At 65.4% G+C, this 16,488-nt stretch carries 12 protein-coding genes and 1 pseudogene; 10 read left to right on the top strand and 3 right to left on the bottom strand.

What is annotated here, in order from left to right; all coding sequences use genetic code 11:
• Positions 1 to 8: 8 nt before the first annotated feature.
• The 5 genes from ACIPZ5_RS00495 (at position 9) to ACIPZ5_RS00475 (ending at position 9,138) form a co-directional block, all read left to right on the top strand.
• Positions 9 to 4,790, top strand: coding sequence for a dermonecrotic toxin domain-containing protein (locus ACIPZ5_RS00495; RefSeq protein WP_400805884.1), 4,782 nt, complete (start codon positions 9 to 11; stop codon positions 4,788 to 4,790).
• A gap of 353 nt (positions 4,791 to 5,143) precedes the next feature.
• Positions 5,144 to 6,454 carry a C4-dicarboxylate transporter DctA gene (locus ACIPZ5_RS00490; RefSeq protein ID WP_261940869.1) on the top strand — a complete coding sequence of 437 codons (1,311 nt, stop codon included), beginning with the start codon at positions 5,144 to 5,146 and terminating at the stop codon, positions 6,452 to 6,454.
• A 44-nt stretch (positions 6,455 to 6,498) separates the two neighbouring features.
• On the top strand, positions 6,499 to 7,203 hold the full coding sequence (locus tag ACIPZ5_RS00485; RefSeq protein WP_343597231.1) for a FadR/GntR family transcriptional regulator: 705 nt from the start codon (positions 6,499 to 6,501) through the stop codon (positions 7,201 to 7,203).
• A gap of 16 nt (positions 7,204 to 7,219) precedes the next feature.
• Positions 7,220 to 7,900, top strand: coding sequence for a GntR family transcriptional regulator (locus ACIPZ5_RS00480; protein WP_261940871.1), 681 nt, complete (start codon positions 7,220 to 7,222; stop codon positions 7,898 to 7,900).
• Between the two features lie 173 nt (positions 7,901 to 8,073).
• On the top strand, positions 8,074 to 9,138 hold the full coding sequence (locus tag ACIPZ5_RS00475; protein ID WP_343597228.1) for a hypothetical protein: 1,065 nt from the start codon (positions 8,074 to 8,076) through the stop codon (positions 9,136 to 9,138).
• 118 nt (positions 9,139 to 9,256) lie between these two features.
• Here ACIPZ5_RS00475 and ACIPZ5_RS00470 read toward each other — a convergent pair whose 3' ends face one another.
• Entirely contained in the window at positions 9,257 to 9,685 is a 429-nt protein-coding gene (locus tag ACIPZ5_RS00470; protein WP_261940873.1) for a PACE efflux transporter, read from the bottom strand.
• A 100-nt stretch (positions 9,686 to 9,785) separates the two neighbouring features.
• Between ACIPZ5_RS00470 and ACIPZ5_RS00465 the strand changes: the two genes are divergently transcribed.
• The 4 genes and pseudogenes from ACIPZ5_RS00465 to ACIPZ5_RS00450 all read left to right on the top strand — a co-directional run bounded on the left by ACIPZ5_RS00465 (position 9,786) and on the right by ACIPZ5_RS00450 (position 13,902).
• Positions 9,786 to 10,664, top strand: coding sequence for a LysR family transcriptional regulator (locus tag ACIPZ5_RS00465; protein WP_400805879.1), 879 nt, complete (start codon positions 9,786 to 9,788; stop codon positions 10,662 to 10,664).
• Positions 10,665 to 10,807: 143 nt separating this feature from the next.
• Positions 10,808 to 11,836, top strand: a pseudogene (mcpA, locus tag ACIPZ5_RS00460) (methyl-accepting chemotaxis protein McpA); the annotation flags it as partial.
• Between the two features lie 117 nt (positions 11,837 to 11,953).
• A complete protein-coding gene (locus ACIPZ5_RS00455) occupies positions 11,954 to 12,694 on the top strand; it encodes a methyl-accepting chemotaxis protein (RefSeq protein ID WP_400806676.1) in 741 nt (246 codons plus the stop codon).
• A 422-nt stretch (positions 12,695 to 13,116) separates the two neighbouring features.
• On the top strand, positions 13,117 to 13,902 hold the full coding sequence (locus tag ACIPZ5_RS00450) for a sulfite exporter TauE/SafE family protein (RefSeq protein WP_261940876.1): 786 nt from the start codon (positions 13,117 to 13,119) through the stop codon (positions 13,900 to 13,902).
• A 19-nt stretch (positions 13,903 to 13,921) separates the two neighbouring features.
• Here ACIPZ5_RS00450 and ACIPZ5_RS00445 read toward each other — a convergent pair whose 3' ends face one another.
• On the bottom strand, positions 13,922 to 14,461 hold the full coding sequence (locus ACIPZ5_RS00445; protein WP_400805876.1) for a histidine phosphatase family protein: 540 nt from the start codon (positions 14,459 to 14,461) through the stop codon (positions 13,922 to 13,924).
• Positions 14,462 to 14,602: 141 nt separating this feature from the next.
• Between ACIPZ5_RS00445 and ACIPZ5_RS00440 the strand changes: the two genes are divergently transcribed.
• Positions 14,603 to 15,220: a biliverdin-producing heme oxygenase gene (locus tag ACIPZ5_RS00440; protein ID WP_400805873.1), complete on the top strand. Its 618-nt coding sequence runs from the start codon at positions 14,603 to 14,605 to the stop codon at positions 15,218 to 15,220.
• On the opposite strand, the gene ACIPZ5_RS00435 is transcribed toward ACIPZ5_RS00440, so the two are convergent.
• Entirely contained in the window at positions 15,210 to 16,484 is a 1,275-nt protein-coding gene (locus tag ACIPZ5_RS00435) for a Y-family DNA polymerase (protein ID WP_400805871.1), read from the bottom strand. The two genes, ACIPZ5_RS00440 and ACIPZ5_RS00435, sit on opposite strands and share 11 nt — an antisense overlap.
• Positions 16,485 to 16,488 lie beyond the last annotated feature (4 nt).

The raw sequence follows: 16,488 nt of genomic DNA, 5'->3' as shown, positions 1-16,488 counted from the left end.
GAACGGCCATGCCCCACGCCCCCTCGCCCCACCTGGCATTCATACAACAGCGCATGCCCGCCTGGCTGACAGCGAGCACCCCGGCACAACGCAAGCAACTGGAGAAGCGCCTGCGCGACAGCCATCGCGCCACCCATCGACTGCGCCAGCATCTGGCAACGCTGCAAGCCCCCGAAGCGTTTTGCCGTGGGCCATTGGAAGACGCCCTGGCCCACTGGTTTGCCGACCGCGAACTGCCCGATGTCGATCGGGGCTGGCTGTGGCATGCGGCCCAGCACCGCGACATGTCATGGCTGGAAGCTGCCATGCTGAATTTCGACGAAAACGACTCGGTGAAGCTATACCTGAGCAAGGATGCACCGGCAGCAACCAACCTCGACGCCGAGCGCTTCGTCAAAGGGGTCCGCAACCTCGACCTCGGCCGGCGCTACCAGGATCACCTGGCCGCCCTGCTCGATACCGCCGCCGCCCGCGCGCTACACCGGGACCAGGACCGCGCGGCCTTTGCCGCCGAACTCAGCCTGGCGAGCCTGCAGGGCAGGCTCGACCAGCGCGGTGAGGCCCTGGGCGAGGCGCTGTTGGCGGATAGCCCAGTGCCTGCTCGCCCCGTGGAATGCAATTACCTGTCGCTGTTCGATTGCCGCTTGAACGGACCGCTGGTGGTTCGCCTGCAACCACAAGCCACCAAGGAGACCTGCCTGCTTTACCTGCCAGGGCATCCCGCCAAGGCCCTGCGCCAGTATCCTTCCTTGGCGGCGCTGGGTCAGGCGCTGACGCAGATGCTCTGGCACGACGAACAACGACGGTTTTTCCTGCGTTATGTCAGCCATGATCAGCAGCTGCATTTCGCCAGGCGCCTGCGCGAAACCCTCCTGCCCCGTTTTCCCTATGACACGTTACAGGCAGGCACGCCAGAGCTTGAAAAAGGCCAGCAGGTCAGCTGGCTCAGCCGCGTGTTTCCCGGCCCTCGCCAGCTGTGGCAGGCAACCCTGGACAAGAACGCACGGCTGAACTGGAGCGCCACCCCCTGGTCCCGGGACTGCTTTGCCGAGCGGGCACGCACCGCACTTGAGCGCAAGCGCCAGGATGCCGCCAGCATCGTCGTACCCACCGCGCAGCGCGATGCTCAAGCCCTGTGGAACAGCCTTGAAGGCTGGCTGCAGGCCGGGCTGAACCTGCTCAACCTTGCCAGCTTCTTTGTCCCGGGCCTGGCAGAAGCGATGCTGGTGGTTGGCGCTGCGCAACTGATCGATGAGTTTCTCGAAGGTGTGGAGGCCGCCAACGAGGGCGAAACCGACGCCGCCATCGCCCACCTGTTCGAGGTCTTCGAAAACCTGGCGCAGCTGGCGGCACTGGGGGCTGCCGGGCATTTTGTCGAACCACCTGGGGCCCTGCACCAATGGCAGCGGGTTGGCCATGGCGCTGCCGAGCGCCTGTGGCATGGCGGCCTGCAGCCGTTTGCCCAGCCGCGCCCATGGCCTGCAGACACGCTACCCGGTGCCAGCGGCCTGTATGCATGGCAGGGCCGCCACTGGTGGCTACACGAAGGCCAGGCCTTCGCGCTGCAAGCCGAACCCAAGGGAGGCTGGCGCCTGGCATCCGCCACTGGCATGCGCCATCAGCCCAAACTGCTGGGCAACGGCCAGGGCACCTGGGTGCTGGAGCACGAGCGGCCGCTTGCCTGGCGAAGCCCGGTGCTGGCCCGACGCCTTGGCCAGGCGAGCGCCGGCCTGGACGACAGCACCCTGGCCCAGGCAATGCGCAGCAGCGGCTACGATGACGGCGCGCTGCGCCGGTTGCTGCACGATCACAGCCCGCTGCCGGCTCTGCTGCTGGATCACCTGGAGGCCTTCGGCGCCAGCGCCATTGCCCCGGTTGCAGCAGGTGACACTGCGGTGCTGGCCAGGGACTTCCCCTCACTTAGCCCACGGGCGCGCAGTGAAATTCTCGCAACAGCATCGGCGCCGGACCTGGCCAGGCTCAGGCAAAGCGGTCGCCTGCCACTGCGCATGGCAGAACAGGCGCGCCTGTATCTGCGCGAGGGCCGCCTGAATCGCGCGCTGCGGGACTTGCAGCAAGGGACGGCCAACGTCGACCGCGACCGCCTGGTATTCGCCAACCTGCCGCGCCTGCCTGGCTGGTCGGGCGACATAAGGCTGGAGCTGGTTGAAGACGGCCGCCTGATCGAGCTGGCCAATGCGCAGGGCGCAACTACCAAACGGGTGCTGCGCAGCGCCGGTGGCTACGAGCCGAGCGATGCAAACGGCGAAATCCTCGGCAATCGCGATGCCTTGCTGGCCACGGTGCTGCGTGCCCTGCCCGACAGCGAGCGCAATGCCCTCAAGCTGAACATCCATGACGCGACAGGCCTGCGCGATGCGCTGTTCGCGCTGGCCTGCAAGGACCGCGAAGCAACCGCCAGGGACCTGGGCATGGCGCCGCTGCGACGGATGTACAACCCACCCGCGCGGCTACCGGGCAGCCAGCGCCTGGGCTACCCCCTCAGTGGCCGGGGCCGGGGCTGGCTGACTGCCGACGAAGTGTTCGACCAGTTGTATCCGGCCGGCAACCTTGAGGAACGCCAACTGTTGCGCCAGCGCCTGCAGCACGAGGCACGCCAGGTGCCGGGCGGTTTCCACGCCATGCTGGAACGCCTGCGCAGCGAATATCGACAGCTGGATCACGAGCTTCAGGCCTGGGTCGACAGCGCCCACGCCGAGCAACGTACCGCGCACGACCAACTGGCCCAGCGCATACGCCGAGCGTGGCGCAGGGAAAGCCCCGAAGCCCCGACAGGCGCCATTGACTTCGTCATACTCGAAATCGAGGCGGCGCAGGTCCATTCCCTGCCAAACCTGAGCGTGACGCTGCCGCACGTGCGCGACTTGCATATCAGCGGGCTGGCCGAGCACGCCGACGCCCAACTCGATGGCTTTCTGCGCGCCTTCCCCCGGGTTCGCCATCTCGACCTTGAACAGAATGCCCTGCAGGCCTTGCCACCGGCATTGGCCGAGCTCGGTGAAATACAATCGCTCGACTTGTCCCACAACCAGCTTGACCTGTCCCGGCAGGCCGATCTGGATATCCTCACGCGCCTGACCCAGCTCCAGCGCCTGAACCTGTCCAGCAGCCTGCAACAACTGGCTGTCAGTACCCTCGAGCGCCTGGCCAGCCTGCCTCAGCTGAGCTTCTTCCAAGCCGACCTCAATACCCTGGCCTTCGGCGCAGAACACTTCCAGGCGTTGCAACGCTGGCCGAGCCTGACCCACCTCGAACTGGGCTGCAACGAAATTGCCCTGAGCGAAGCAAGCCGCGGTGCGCTGGCCGGCCTTGACCGGCTGCGCATGCTCTCGCTGCGCTACAACCCGCTGGAACTGGCACCAGACATTACCGGCTGGACGGCGCTCGAACAGCTCGACCTGGAGCGCACGTCGATCGCCGACTGGCCTGCGGGGTTGACCACACTGATGGATCAGCAGCCACTGAACCTGAGGGCGATCGACCTGAGCCTCAACGAGCTGAGCGATGCTCCCCAACTGCGCGACACAGCCTTCGCCCGGCGTGTACGGGAAGGCCACGCTGAAATGACTTACTCCTTCGATGACAACCCATTCTCCGAGCAAGCCCTGCAGCGGCTTGACGAGGCCGGGCTGCCCGCGCTGCTCAACGACTCGGAAGACGAGGATTGGTCCACCGGCTGGCCCGGTGCGTTGCGTGCCCATTTGGCGCAGCTGTGGATGGACGAAAACTGGCAGCCGCTGTTCGACCTCTACCAGCGCCTGCCCGGCACGGCCGAATATCAGCACCACAGGGCCGCGATGGACTTGCGCATGCGTCAGGTGTTGCAGACCTTGGTCACCGGAGCCGGCGAGCAGGCGGCAGGTAACGGTTTTGCCGAACTCCAGCAACAGATCAACGACCTGCTGCACGACGCCGCCACGCAATGCGTCGACCAGGCCAGCCTGCTGTTCCAGCAGGTGGAAACCGAAGTCACCCTGTGGCAGTCGGTATCCCGGGCCGCAGCTGATGCGAATGACGAACAGGCTGCGCTGGAAACCTTGGCCGGTGTCTATCGCCAGCAGTTGCTCGACGCCCACATCGGCGACCTGTACAACGCCCGCAGGGCCAGGCGCACCGCCCTGGCCAATGCCCGCAGCCCGGCCCAGCGCGCGGCGGCCCCTGCCCTTTCAGCACTCGACGACCTCGCCGACGCGCGACTGTGCGAGCCCGACTTCCTGCTGGACGAGCTGGAAATGGCGCTGTACGCCCGCATCCGCCTGCAGCAGCGGCTGCGCCTCCCGGCGCAACCTGACGGGATGCAGTTTGAATACCTCGCTCGCCTGAGCGATGCCACGCTCCAGCGCCTGGAACAGAGCGTGTGGTCCGCAGGTGCAGCCCCTCAGCTGGATCCATGGCTGGCTGCACAGCACTTCTGGCCGCGCTGGCTGCGCCGCTTGCGCCCGCAAGCGTTCCAGGCTTTCGAGCTGGAATGGGAAGGTGCCGCAGAGTACTTCGATACACTGAACGAGGCGGCACCTGCGGGTGCCTACAGCGGGCCAGCGGTGCCTGAGCGCTACATCGCCCTGCTGGAAGCCGAGCTGGCAGAGATCAACTGGCGCCAGCAGGGCGTACTGCAACGCATTGACTTGTCCAGCGACAGCGCCCGGTACCAGCGAGCAGCCGATCTGCTGAAAAACAGCCGTGACCAAGCGTTGCAGCAATTGATGCAGCAATTGACCCGCACCCTCAGCGAAGCCAACCCGCAGGCATTCTCCCCAAACGCCGAATGACCTGACGAAGCCAGCCCGCGCCCGGCGCGGGCTGCACCCGCCGGACCAGCCCCGCCCTCGACACGCCCCTGGCAAGCAGCTTGCAAGTCATCCACCGGGGCGGGGCGGCCAGTGCGATTTCCTCAGGTCTTAGACAAAGCGGCGAATCGACGGCCTGCACCGTACTAGAGCCGAAGCGCTCACCTTGCCCCATAACTGGTCAGACCGGTAAGGCCAAAATCCCTTGCAATGTCGGATTTTTCGCGGTTTTATGATCCGGCGCTGAACAAACCGGTAAGACCACAATAATTAAGTCCTGCGCTCTTTCGCCCCGTGCGGCACCGAAGCAAGGACACCGATCTGAGATCCCTCCCATGCTCAAATGGTGCTCGCGTTCGATCTTCCTGCAAGTCGTGCTTGGCCTTGCCCTCGGCATCGCCTGCGGCCTCAGCTTCCCCGACCTTTCCCTGCAGCTCAAACCCCTCGGCGACGGCTTCATCAAGCTGATCAAGATGCTCATCGGCCTGATCGTGTTCTGCGTGGTGGTCAGCGGCATTTCCGGCGCCGGCGACCTGAAGAAGGTCGGGCGCATCGGCCTGAAATCGGTGATCTACTTCGAAGTGCTGACCACCATCGCCCTGGTCATCGGCCTGGTGTTCGCCTTCAGCAGCGGCATCGGCAGCGGCGCCAACATCCACCTCGACCAGCTGTCCAGCGCCGACGCCAGCAGCCTGGCCGAGCGCGGCCAGCACATCCATGGCGCCACGGCGTTCTTCATGGACCTGATCCCGACCTCGGTGATCGGTGCCTTCGCCGACAACAACATCCTCCAGGTGCTGCTGTTCTCGGTGCTGTTCGGCAGCGCCCTGAACCTGGTGGGCGAGTCGGCCGCCGGCATCTCGCGGCTGATCAACGAGCTGAGCCACGTGATCTTCCGCATCATGGGCATGATCGTGCGCCTGGCACCGATCGGTGTATTCGGTGCCATCGCCTTCACCACCAGCAAGTACGGCCTGGAGTCGCTGCAGCACCTGGGTGGCCTGGTGGCACTGTTCTACCTGACCTGCGCCGGCTTCGTGCTGATCGTCCTGGGCACCGTGATGCGCGTGTCGGGCCTGAAACTGCTGCCGTTCATCAAGTACCTGCGTGAAGAGCTGACCATCGTGCTCGGTACCGCGTCATCCGACGCGGTGCTGCCGCAGATCATGCGCAAGCTGGAACACCTGGGCATCGGCAGCTCCACCGTCGGCCTGGTGATCCCCACCGGCTACTCGTTCAACCTCGATGGTTTCTCCATTTACCTGACCCTGGCCATCGTGTTCATCGCCAACGCCACCGGCACGCCACTGGAAATGACCGACCTGCTGACCATCCTGCTGGTATCGCTGGTGACCTCCAAGGGCGCTCACGGCATCCCAGGCTCGGCGCTGGTGATCCTTGCTGCAACCCTGACCGCCGTGCCGGCGATCCCGGTGGTGGGCCTGGTGCTGGTGCTGGCGGTGGACTGGTTCATGGGCATTGGCCGGGCACTGACCAACCTGATCGGCAACTGCGTGGCCACCGTGGCCATTGCCCGCTGGGAAAAGGACATCGACCTGGAACGTGCGCAGAACGTGCTCGATGGCAAACCCGGCTTCGCCCCTGCGCCACGCAAGCAAGCCACCCCCCATCAACAGGAATTCTGAGCCCATGTGGCCGGCGCTGACGCCGGCCCTTCCAGGAGCGAACCGTGATCAGCTCATCGACCGTCGTCAACTCAGTGGTGGAAAAACTGCGCCAGGCCCTGGCCCGTGGCCAGTGGCGCTCCGGCGACATGCTGCCCGGCCAGCGCGAACTGGCCGAGCAACTGGGCATCAGCCGCCCCAGCCTGCGCGAAGCCGTGACCGTGCTGGAAACCCTGGGCCTGGTGCGTGCGCTGCCAGGCAAGGGGGTGCTGGTGCTGGATGCCGAGGCAGCGACCCAGGACCCGACCAGCGAAAGCGCCGCAGCTGCGAGCCTGGCCGATGTGCTGGAGCTGCGCTACACCCTCGAACCGTTCATCGTCGGCCTGGTCGCGCAATCGGCCAACAACCAGGACATCGGCCAGCTGCGCCTGACCCTGATGGACATGCGCGAGGCCCTGGAAGCCGATGACAGCGAAGCCGGGGTCAAGGCCTACATCGCGTTCCACGAGGCACTGTTCGCCCTGACCACCAACCCGATCTTCCAGAGCGTGGTGCAGCAGACCGGCAACGCGCTCAAGCAGAGCGCCAGCATGCTGCGCAACTCGCCCGAGCACCTGGCCGCACGGCTCAAGGAAAACGAAGCCGTGGTGCGCGCCATTCGCGAGCGCAACAGCGCCCTGGCCAGCGCCCAGATGCGCCAGCACATCCTCGCCGAGGGCCAGCGCATGGGCATTCAACTCAACATCCCGGACGACCAGCCCGGCCAATGACCCCAGGAGAGCGACCATGACCGCCTGCGCCCACGCCGCCCCCCGCCTGCCTGCCCTGCTCGCCGCCGGCGAGACCCGCCTGTCGGCCGAGCAGATCTACCCGCGCCTGTTCGACGCGATCCTCGAACAGCGCCTGCCACCCGGCAGCCTGTTGCCCGAACAGGCCCTGGGCAATGCCTTCGGGGTCAGCCGCACGGTGATCCGCCGGGTGCTCGGGCGCCTGTCGGACCAGCAAGTGGTGGTACAGCGGCCCAGCCACACCGCCCACCTGGCCGCCCCTGACCCTGAGCAGGCACGCCAGGTGCTCAGCGCCCGGCGCCTGGCCGAAACCACCCTGATCAGCCTGGCCGCCCAGCGCGCCCGGCCGGCGCAGATCCGCCAGCTGCGCCAGCTGGTCGAGCGCGAGCGCCAGCACCACGAACGCGGCGAACGCTGCGCCGCCATCCGCCTGGGGGGCGAGTTTCACCTCAAGCTCGCCCAGGTCGCGGCCAATGCACCGCTGGCGCGCTTTCTCAACGGCCTGGTGCCGATGACCTCATTGATCATCGCCCGCTATGAGTCGCCTTGCTGCGACCACTGCGCCTGGGAGGAGCATGCGGCGATCATCGATGCCGTGGAAGCCGGTGATGGGGGGTCAGCGCTGGCGTTGATGCATGATCATCTCGACCGCCTGGAAGACAAGCTCGACCTCGAATGACTGGGGGCCGCTCCCACAGGGCTGGGTGATCTCCCACAGGTACTGCGCTGAACCCGAGCATCGCGCGGCACCTGTAGGAGCCGCGCTTGCCGGCGATGGGCTGCACAGCAGCCCCATGACCACCGCCCTATACTCGGATAACCACCCAGCCTCTACCCCAGGGAGGCAGCCGAGTGAGCCCACGCCTATTGATTGTGCTGTGCCTTTTGCTGGCCATCACCGGCTGCGCCGGCAAACGCTCGCCTCCCCCGCCGCCTCCAGCGGTGCTCGATCCCGCCACCTGGCAGCGCATCGACCAGGAACTGATCGAGGCGTCGGTCGGCGCCGCCGGCTCTGCCAACGACTATGCCCGGCGTTCGATGCGGGTGTGGAAGGAGCAGGTGCAGCAACGTACCGAACAGGACTTCATCCCCTGGTTCACCGGCTACTGGACCCAACAATGGCTGACCATGAAAGTGGCCTGGTACAAGCTCGACAGCGGCGAGGGCCGCGAGCCTGCAGAAAAGCGGCTGGCGCTGTACCTGCAGGAGCAGTACCACGATCGAGTGATCGAACCGGTGGCCGAACAGATCAACCCCGAGGGCATCCGCGATCGGGCCTGCGAGCTGTACGTGCAACTGCTCGGCCAGCAACTGCCGGCCATCATCCAGCGCTACCATGCCGCGCCCGAAGAATTCAGCCAGCGCCTGAACCGCATCCCGGCGATCAACCTGGGACCACCATCCGCCCGCAATGCCACGCTCTATCAGTTGCTGCGGGCCAAGTCGCTGGAGCAGCAGCCGGCCTGGCTGGCGTTGCGCGAGCACTTGCACAAGCAGGCCAGCAAAGGCCCCGGGAAAACGGATGTGAGCTTGTCGTCCGTAGCGAACAATGCCAGTGAAAAACTCGGTGCCACCCTGGCGCCGCGCGGTATCGCCAGCGCCGTGGCCAGCGCGGTGGGCAAGGTGGCCGGGGCGATGATCTCGATTGCAGCGACCGGCTACGGGATCATGACCCATAACCGTGACCAGCCAGAGATGGTCGAGCAATTGCGGGTCATCCTCAACGTCGCACTCAACCAGGAATGGCAGGAGCTGATGGAGAACCGCCAGAGCGGCGCGCTGGCGGGGGTGTACTACTTGTCAGGGCAGGTCGAGGATAGCCTGCTGGCCACCGCACCACAGCCGTCCATCGAGCAGCAGGCGCAACAGCGCCAAGCGCCAGCACCACAGGAACCCTTGCTGATTCGCCTGCCTTAGTCTCCTGCACCGGCCTCTTCTCGGCTAAAGCCGCTCCCACAGGATTGCCACTGCAACAAGGGCCTGCGCAGTTCCTGTTGGAGCGGCTTTAGCCGCGAAGAGGCCAGACCTACCAGCATCAGGCAGTGGCCATGGCCGAAGTCGGCAGGCCAAAGATCCGGTCGAACGCCCAGTTGTAGGCAAAGGTGTAGCACGGGATCAGAATGATGAACGCCAGGTCCACCAGAAACGCCTCCACCAGGCTCATGTCCAACCACCAGGCGATCAGCGGAATCAAATACACCACCAAGGTCAGCTGGAAGCCGACAGCATGCGCCACCCGCCGTGCCACGCTGCGTCCACGTGTGGCCTGACGGCTCTCCCAGTACTCGAAGAGGCTGTTGTAGATCAGGTTCCAGAGCATGGCGATGGAGGTGATCATCACTGCCAGCGGCCCGGTGTGCGACGCCTGGGTGTCCGACAGGTAGGCCAGCCCCAGCGTCGACATGCACAGGCCGATCAGTTCATAAAAGGTCACGTAGACCAGTTTGCGTTTGATGCCCTGCACGGGTTACCTCATGTGTCGCAATACAATGAGGCGCAAGGATGGTTCAATCCGCTTGACAGGAAAAGTCAGCAGCTTTCAGATTGACTGACAGGAGGCTGCCATGAATTTTTCCAGCGACAACATCCAGCTGTTTCTCGCCGTGCTCGACCGCGGTTCGTTTTCCGCCGCCGCCCGCGCCCTGCAGCGCGTACCCTCGGCAGTCAGCATGGGCATCGGCAACCTTGAAGCCGAACTGGGCTACCCCCTGTTCGAGCGCGGCCCACGCGAAGTCCGCGCCACCGCCCAGGCCCTGGCCCTGGAACCCCATGCGCGGCTGATCGCCGAACAGCTGGGCTTGCTGCAAGTGCACGCGCTGGAGCTGTCCCAAGGCCTGGAAAGCAACCTGACCCTGGCCGTGGTCCCCGATATCGACCATCGTCCGCTGCTGGCGGCCATTGCCAGCCTCGGCGCACGCTACCCGCTGCTCGACATCCAGCTGCTCAGCGCCCCTCAGGAAGAAGCCCTGCACCTGCTCGACATTGGCCGCGCCGACCTGTGCCTGGCCTTCGCCGGCCTGCAGGTCGATGCCCGCCGCAGCTTCCAGCACGTCGGCATGGAGTCGCTGGTGGCCACCTTGTCGCCGGCCCACCCGGCCCTGCTCGAAGGCCGTATCCACTACCTCGAGGACCTGGTCAATGTGCGCCAGATCCTGGTCCGCAGCCGCGACCTGCCGCTGCTCGACCCGCGCCCGCTGATCGGCGCCACGCACTGGTCCACCGACAGTTTCGACCTGGCCTTGCAAATGGTCGAAGCCGGCCTCGGCTGGGGTGACCTGCCACTGGCCCGCGTGGCGCCGCTGGTCGATGCCGGGCGCCTGGTGCGCCTGCAATTTCGCAACACCCGCAACGAACTGCAGCTGCCGATCCATGCCTTGTGGCGCAAGCAGCAACCGCTGCGCCAGGGCGCACGCCTGCTGATCGACCTGCTAGCCACCGGCTAGCCCACCGTCCGTCGACCTGAGGCAAAGAAAATAAGTAAGTGTTTCAACCTTTTACCGGCCGCGCCGATATCCCAGAGGACAGGACCCGCCATCGCGCCACAAGCGCCTGGCGCCCTCCCCTCAATGGCTCAAGGTCTCGAAACATGAACCTGAAATTTCGCCACAAAATCCTCCTCAGCGCCTGCGGTGTCGTGGTGCTGGCCTTTGCGCTGTTCACGCTCTACAACGACTATCTGCAACGCAACACCCTTCGCCAGAACATCGAATCTTCCGTGCAGCAAGCCGGCGCGCTAACCGCCAGCAGCGTGCAGAACTGGATGAGCGGGCGCATTCTGGTGCTTGAAAACCTGGCGCAGGACATTGCCGAACAAGGGGCAGGAGGCACCCTCGGCGGGCTGATCGAGCAGCCTTCCTATACGCGAAATTTCCTGTTCACCTACCTTGGCCAAGCCAACGGCGTGTTCACCCAGCGCCCTGATACCCAGATGCCGGCCGGTTACGATCCACGCCAGCGACCGTGGTACAGCAGCGCGGCCAGCGCCGGCCAGACCGTGCTCACTGCACCCTACCAAGGCGCAGTCGGCGGCCTGATGGTGACCATCGCGGTACCGGTGAAAAGCAAGCACAGCGGCGAGCTGATCGGCGTGGTCGGCGGCGACCTGACCCTCGACACCCTGGTCGAGATCATCAACTCGGTCGACTTCGGTGGCATCGGCCACGCCTTCCTCGCCGACAGCAGCGGCCAGGTGATCGTCAGCCCGGACAAGGGCCAGCTGATGAAGAACCTCAAGGACATCTACCCCGGCAGCGGCCTGCGCGTGACCACGGGCATGCAGGATGTCACCCTCAACGGCGAGGACCGGCTGATCTCGTTCGCCCCGGTCGCCGGCCTGCCGTCGGCACAGTGGTACATCGGCCTGTCGATCGACAAGGCCAAGGCCTACGCCGCACTCAGCCAGTTCCGCACCTCGGCGATCATCGCCATGCTCATCGCCGTGGCCGCCATCGCCGGGCTGCTCGGCCTGCTGATTCCGGTGCTGATGCGCCCGCTGACCACCATGGGCCGCGCCATGCGCGACATCGCCGAAGGTGAAGGCGACCTGACCCGCCGCCTCGACGTGCAGCACAAGGACGAATTCGGCGAACTGGCCAGCTCGTTCAACCGCTTCGTCGAACGCATCCACAGCTCGATCAGCGAAGTGTCCTCGGCCACCCGCCTGGTGCACGACCTGTCGGAAAAAGTGGTCAACGCGTCCAATGCCTCGATCATCGGTTCCGAAGAGCAGAGCATGCGCACCAACAGTGTGGCGGCGGCGATCAACCAGCTGGGCGCCGCCACTCAGGAAATCGCCCGCAACGCGGCCGATGCCTCGCAACACGCCAGCGGCGCCAGCGAGCAGGCCCATGGCGGCCGTGAAGTGGTCGAGCAGGCGATCAGCGCCATGACCGCGCTGTCGCAGCGCATCAGCGAGTCGTGCGAACAGATCGAAACCCTCAATGCCAGCACCGACGAGATCGGCAAGATCCTCGACGTGATCAAGGGCATTTCCCAGCAGACCAACCTGCTGGCCCTCAACGCCGCCATCGAGGCCGCCCGTGCCGGTGAGGCTGGGCGCGGCTTTGCCGTGGTCGCCGACGAGGTACGCAACCTGGCCCATCGGACCCAGGAATCGGCCGAAGAGATCCACCGCATGATCACCAGCCTGCAGGTGGGTTCACGCGAGGCGGTGCACACCATGAACACCAGCCAGGTATCGAGCGAACAGACCGTGCAGGTGGCCAACCAGGCTGGCGAACGCCTGGCCAGCGTGACCCAGCGCATCGGCGAAATCGACGGCATGAACCAGTCGGTGGCCACGGCTACCGAAGAGCAGACCGCAGTGGTGGATAGCCTGAACCTGGACATCACCCAGATCAACGCGCTGAACCAGCAAGGGGTGGAGAACCTCAACCAGACCCTGCAGCATTGCGACGCGCTGGCTCAGCAGGCTGGGCGCCTGAAGCAGCTGGTGGGCAGTTTCCGTATCTGAGGCCTGGGGGTGAGGCCTGGGCGTGAGGCCTCGGTGTAGGGCTGGGGTTTTGTGTTGGGGCGAAGATCGAGCGCCGCCCGCGCGGCGCATCGCGGATGAAATCCGCTCCCACATTTGTTGCAACGTGCCGAACCTGTTACGCCATGGTTGCCAGCCTTGGTGCATGTCTTGAGTCGTGCAAACCGGCTGACAACCCTGGCCTGACAGGCATGGCCACGTTGCAACAAAAGTAGGAGCGGATTTCATCCGCGATGCGCCGCGCGGGCGGCGCTCGATTTCACAGGCGCCAGAAACCTCCAGCCAGGCACCCCCACCCCAACCTCGGTTATAACCTAATAACGAACAAGTCTATTTGGCTATAAAAACTCCCTATATGCTGGCACCCATCCGATAACGGGCAAAGCTGGGCAGTCGAGTAGCGTATGGATGTAGGATCTTTCGGTTTCACCATTGCCGGACTGGTTGTGGGTTTCATCGTCGGCATGACCGGCGTCGGCGGCGGCTCGCTGATGACCCCGATCCTGCTGTGGTTCGGTATCAACCCGGCAACTGCCGTGGGCACTGACCTGCTGTATGCCGCCATCACCAAGGGCAGTGGCGTCTGGGTGCATGCCCGCAACAAGAACATCGACTGGAAGATCACCGGCCTGCTCAGCCTCGGCAGCGTGCCGGCGGCGGCGCTGACCCTGTGGTTCCTCAGCACCCTGCACACCGACACCACGGCGCTTAACGCAATCATCAAGCAGGGCCTGGCGGTGGTTCTGATCCTCACCGCGCTGGCGATTCTGTTCAAATCGCGCCTGCAGGCGTTCGCCAGTCGCCACGCCGGTGACCACTACCACCTCAGCGACCGCAGCCTGAACATCCTCACCGTGCTGACCGGTGTGGTGCTGGGCATCATGGTCACCCTGACCTCCATTGGTGCCGGTGCCTTGGGCACCGTGGCGCTGTTCCTGCTCTACCCGTTCCTGGCCACCCGCCGCCTGGTCGGCACCGAAATCGCCCACGCCGTACCCCTGACCCTGGTCGCCGGTATCGGCCACGCCGGCATGGGCAACATGGACTGGTCGCTGCTGGGCTACCTGCTGCTGGGCTCGCTGCCAGGCATCTACCTGGGCAGCCACCTCACCGGGCGCATCTCCGACCGCGTGCTGCGCCCTTGCCTGGCCACCATGTTGCTGCTGATCGGCTACAAGTTGGCGTTCTGACCACGCAAACGGCGCTTGCTCAGCCCAGACGCAAGCGCCATTGCCCGGTAAAGCTCAGCTCCACCCGCGACAACGGCAGCACATCGATCCGCTGCGCGGCCGCCAGCGGGCACTCCAGCACCGTCACCAGCGCAGCGCGAATCACCCACGGGTGAGTCACCGCCAGCCATTCACCGGGCCTGTCGAAGGCCATCAACCATGCCCCAACGCGTTTGCACAGCTGCGCGAACGACTCGCCGCCATGGAGCGCGCTGAGCGGATCCTCAAGCCACTGCGCCAACGCCTGCGGCTGCTCGGCCTGCAGTTGCTTGAGCGGCAAGCCCTGCCAATGGCCAAGGGCGCAATCGGCCAACGCCGGCTCAATCTGCACCTGCGGCGAGAGCCACGCCGCCGTCTGTGCTGCACGCCGCTCCGGCGCAGCCAGCAGCTGCGTGTCGGGAGTGCTCACCCAAGGCTCCACGGCCAAAGGCAAGATGCCGTCGTCGGGGTGTGCCAGGCGCCCGTTCTTCTGGGCCTGGGTCAGGGCATGGCAGAGCAAGGTCAGGCGTACGGCTTTCACCAGGGGCGTTCTTCACTGAGGGTCAGGCCGACTGGTTTAACACGCCGGCCACATTTTTACTGCAACAAAGTCACGCCAAGGCGGAACGCCGGGTTAGCATCGCCACTCCAAATCAGGCGAAATGCCAGCAGAGCCAGACCAATGCCCATCACTACCCCCAGCCCCTTGCTGCTCGCCCTGCGCGAAGGCACCCGTGACTGCCACAAGGCACTGGAGGCGCGCCTGCCCTTCTTCAGCCCTGGCTTCGACAGCGCCGCCTACCGCCGCCTGCTGCAGGCCTATTACGGTTTCCATGCCCCCCTGGAACATCACCTGAGCGAGTATCAGGGACCAGAACGCCGCAAGACCGCGACCTTGGCCCGCGACCTGCTGGCGCTGAACCTGAGTGAAGCCGACATCGCCGCCCTGCCACAGTGCCAGGCATTGCCGGCCATCCGCGACGAGGCCAGCGCGCTGGGCGTGATGTACGTGCTGGAAGGCTCGACGCTGGGTGGCCAGGTGCTCAAGCGGGCAATGGCCGAGCGCCTGGGCATCGGCCACGACAGCGGTGCCGCCTTCCTCGACGTGTACGGCGAGCTGACCGGCAGCTACTGGCGAAGCTTCCTCGAACGGCTTGGCCAGGCATCGGCGGCAGCGCCGGCACAGGCCATCACGGTACAGGCCGCCGTCGACACCTTCACCTGCTTCGAAGCGTGGCTCGACCAGCGCAATGTCCTGAATCAGCACCCGCGTAGCAGGACCAACGGCCTCAAGGATTGACGCGCCACAGCCCCGCCATCTGCGTGGTATACCCCGCACTCATCAACTCCCGCCGCATCGCCCACTGCGCCGCCGCCGGCACCGCCGCGCTGCGCAGTGTCCCCCTCCCCCAGCGCCCGTTGACGCCGTCGATCACCTGCATGACCCGCTCGGCCTTCACGCTCTGCGTCGGCGCAAACAGATCGCCCGTCACCTCCCCGCGCTGGCACAACTCCATCAGCAGCACCTCGGCCTTGCTGTAGCGAAACCCCTCGCGATACACCCGCTCCACCGCCTCCAGCGCCAGGCGTGTAAGCAGCCGCTCGTCGTCGGTCGGGTACGGCAACTGCACCACCACGCCGTTGGCGTAGCGCGGCTCATCGGGGTTGAACATGCCGGTGCGGATGCTCACCCGCATGCGCTGCGCCAGCGAGCGCTGCTTGCGCAGCTTTTGCGCCGCGCGCATCACGTAGGTGGCCACCGCTTCCTTGAGCGGTGCGAGCGCGGTCAGGCGCTGGCCGAACATGCGGCTGCAGCAGATTTCCTGGCGTGGCGGGTCGACCTCTTCCAGTTGCAGGCAAGGTATGCCGGCCAGTTCGCGGGCGGTCTTTTCCACCACCACGCTGAAGGTCTTGCGCAGCAGGCCGGGGTTGGCACGGGACAGGTCCCAGGCGGTGCGGATGCCCATTTCCTGCAGGTGTGCGGTAAGGCGCTTGCCGATGCCCCAGACTTCCGACACATCGCACTTTTTCAGCACCCATTCGCGCTTTGTCGGATCCCGCAGATCGACTACCCAACCGCTCTGTACCGACCAGCGCTTGGCCGCGTGGTTGGCCAGCTTGGCCAGGGTCTTGGTGCCAGCGATACCGACCCCGACCGGAATGCCAGTGTGCTTGAACACCCGCGCGCGGATGTCGCGGCCAAGGCGCTCCAGGTCGCCAGGCATGCCGGCCAGGTCGGCAAAGGCTTCGTCGATGGAGTACACCTCCAGCGCCGGGACCATGCCTTCGATCACCGTCATCACCCGCTGGCTCATGTCGCCATACAGCGCATAGTTGGAGGAAAACGCTACCACGCCGTGACGGCGCAGCAGGTCTTTCACCTGGAAGTACGGCTGGCCCATCTTCACCAACGGCTTGGCCTCGGCACTGCGGGCGACGATGCAGCCATCATTGTTGCTGAGCACGACGATGGGCGTGCGCTGCAGGTCGGGGCGAAACACCCGCTCGCAGCTGGCGTAGAAGCTGTTGCAGTCGATCAGGGCAAAAACAGGTGTGGGTTTCATCGGG

This window comes from Pseudomonas sp. NPDC089428, assembly GCF_044749325.1.
GTDB lineage: Bacteria > Pseudomonadota > Gammaproteobacteria > Pseudomonadales > Pseudomonadaceae > Aquipseudomonas.
The sequence above is the reverse complement of the archived record's forward strand: the minus strand, read 5'-3'. Positions and strand labels throughout refer to the sequence as shown.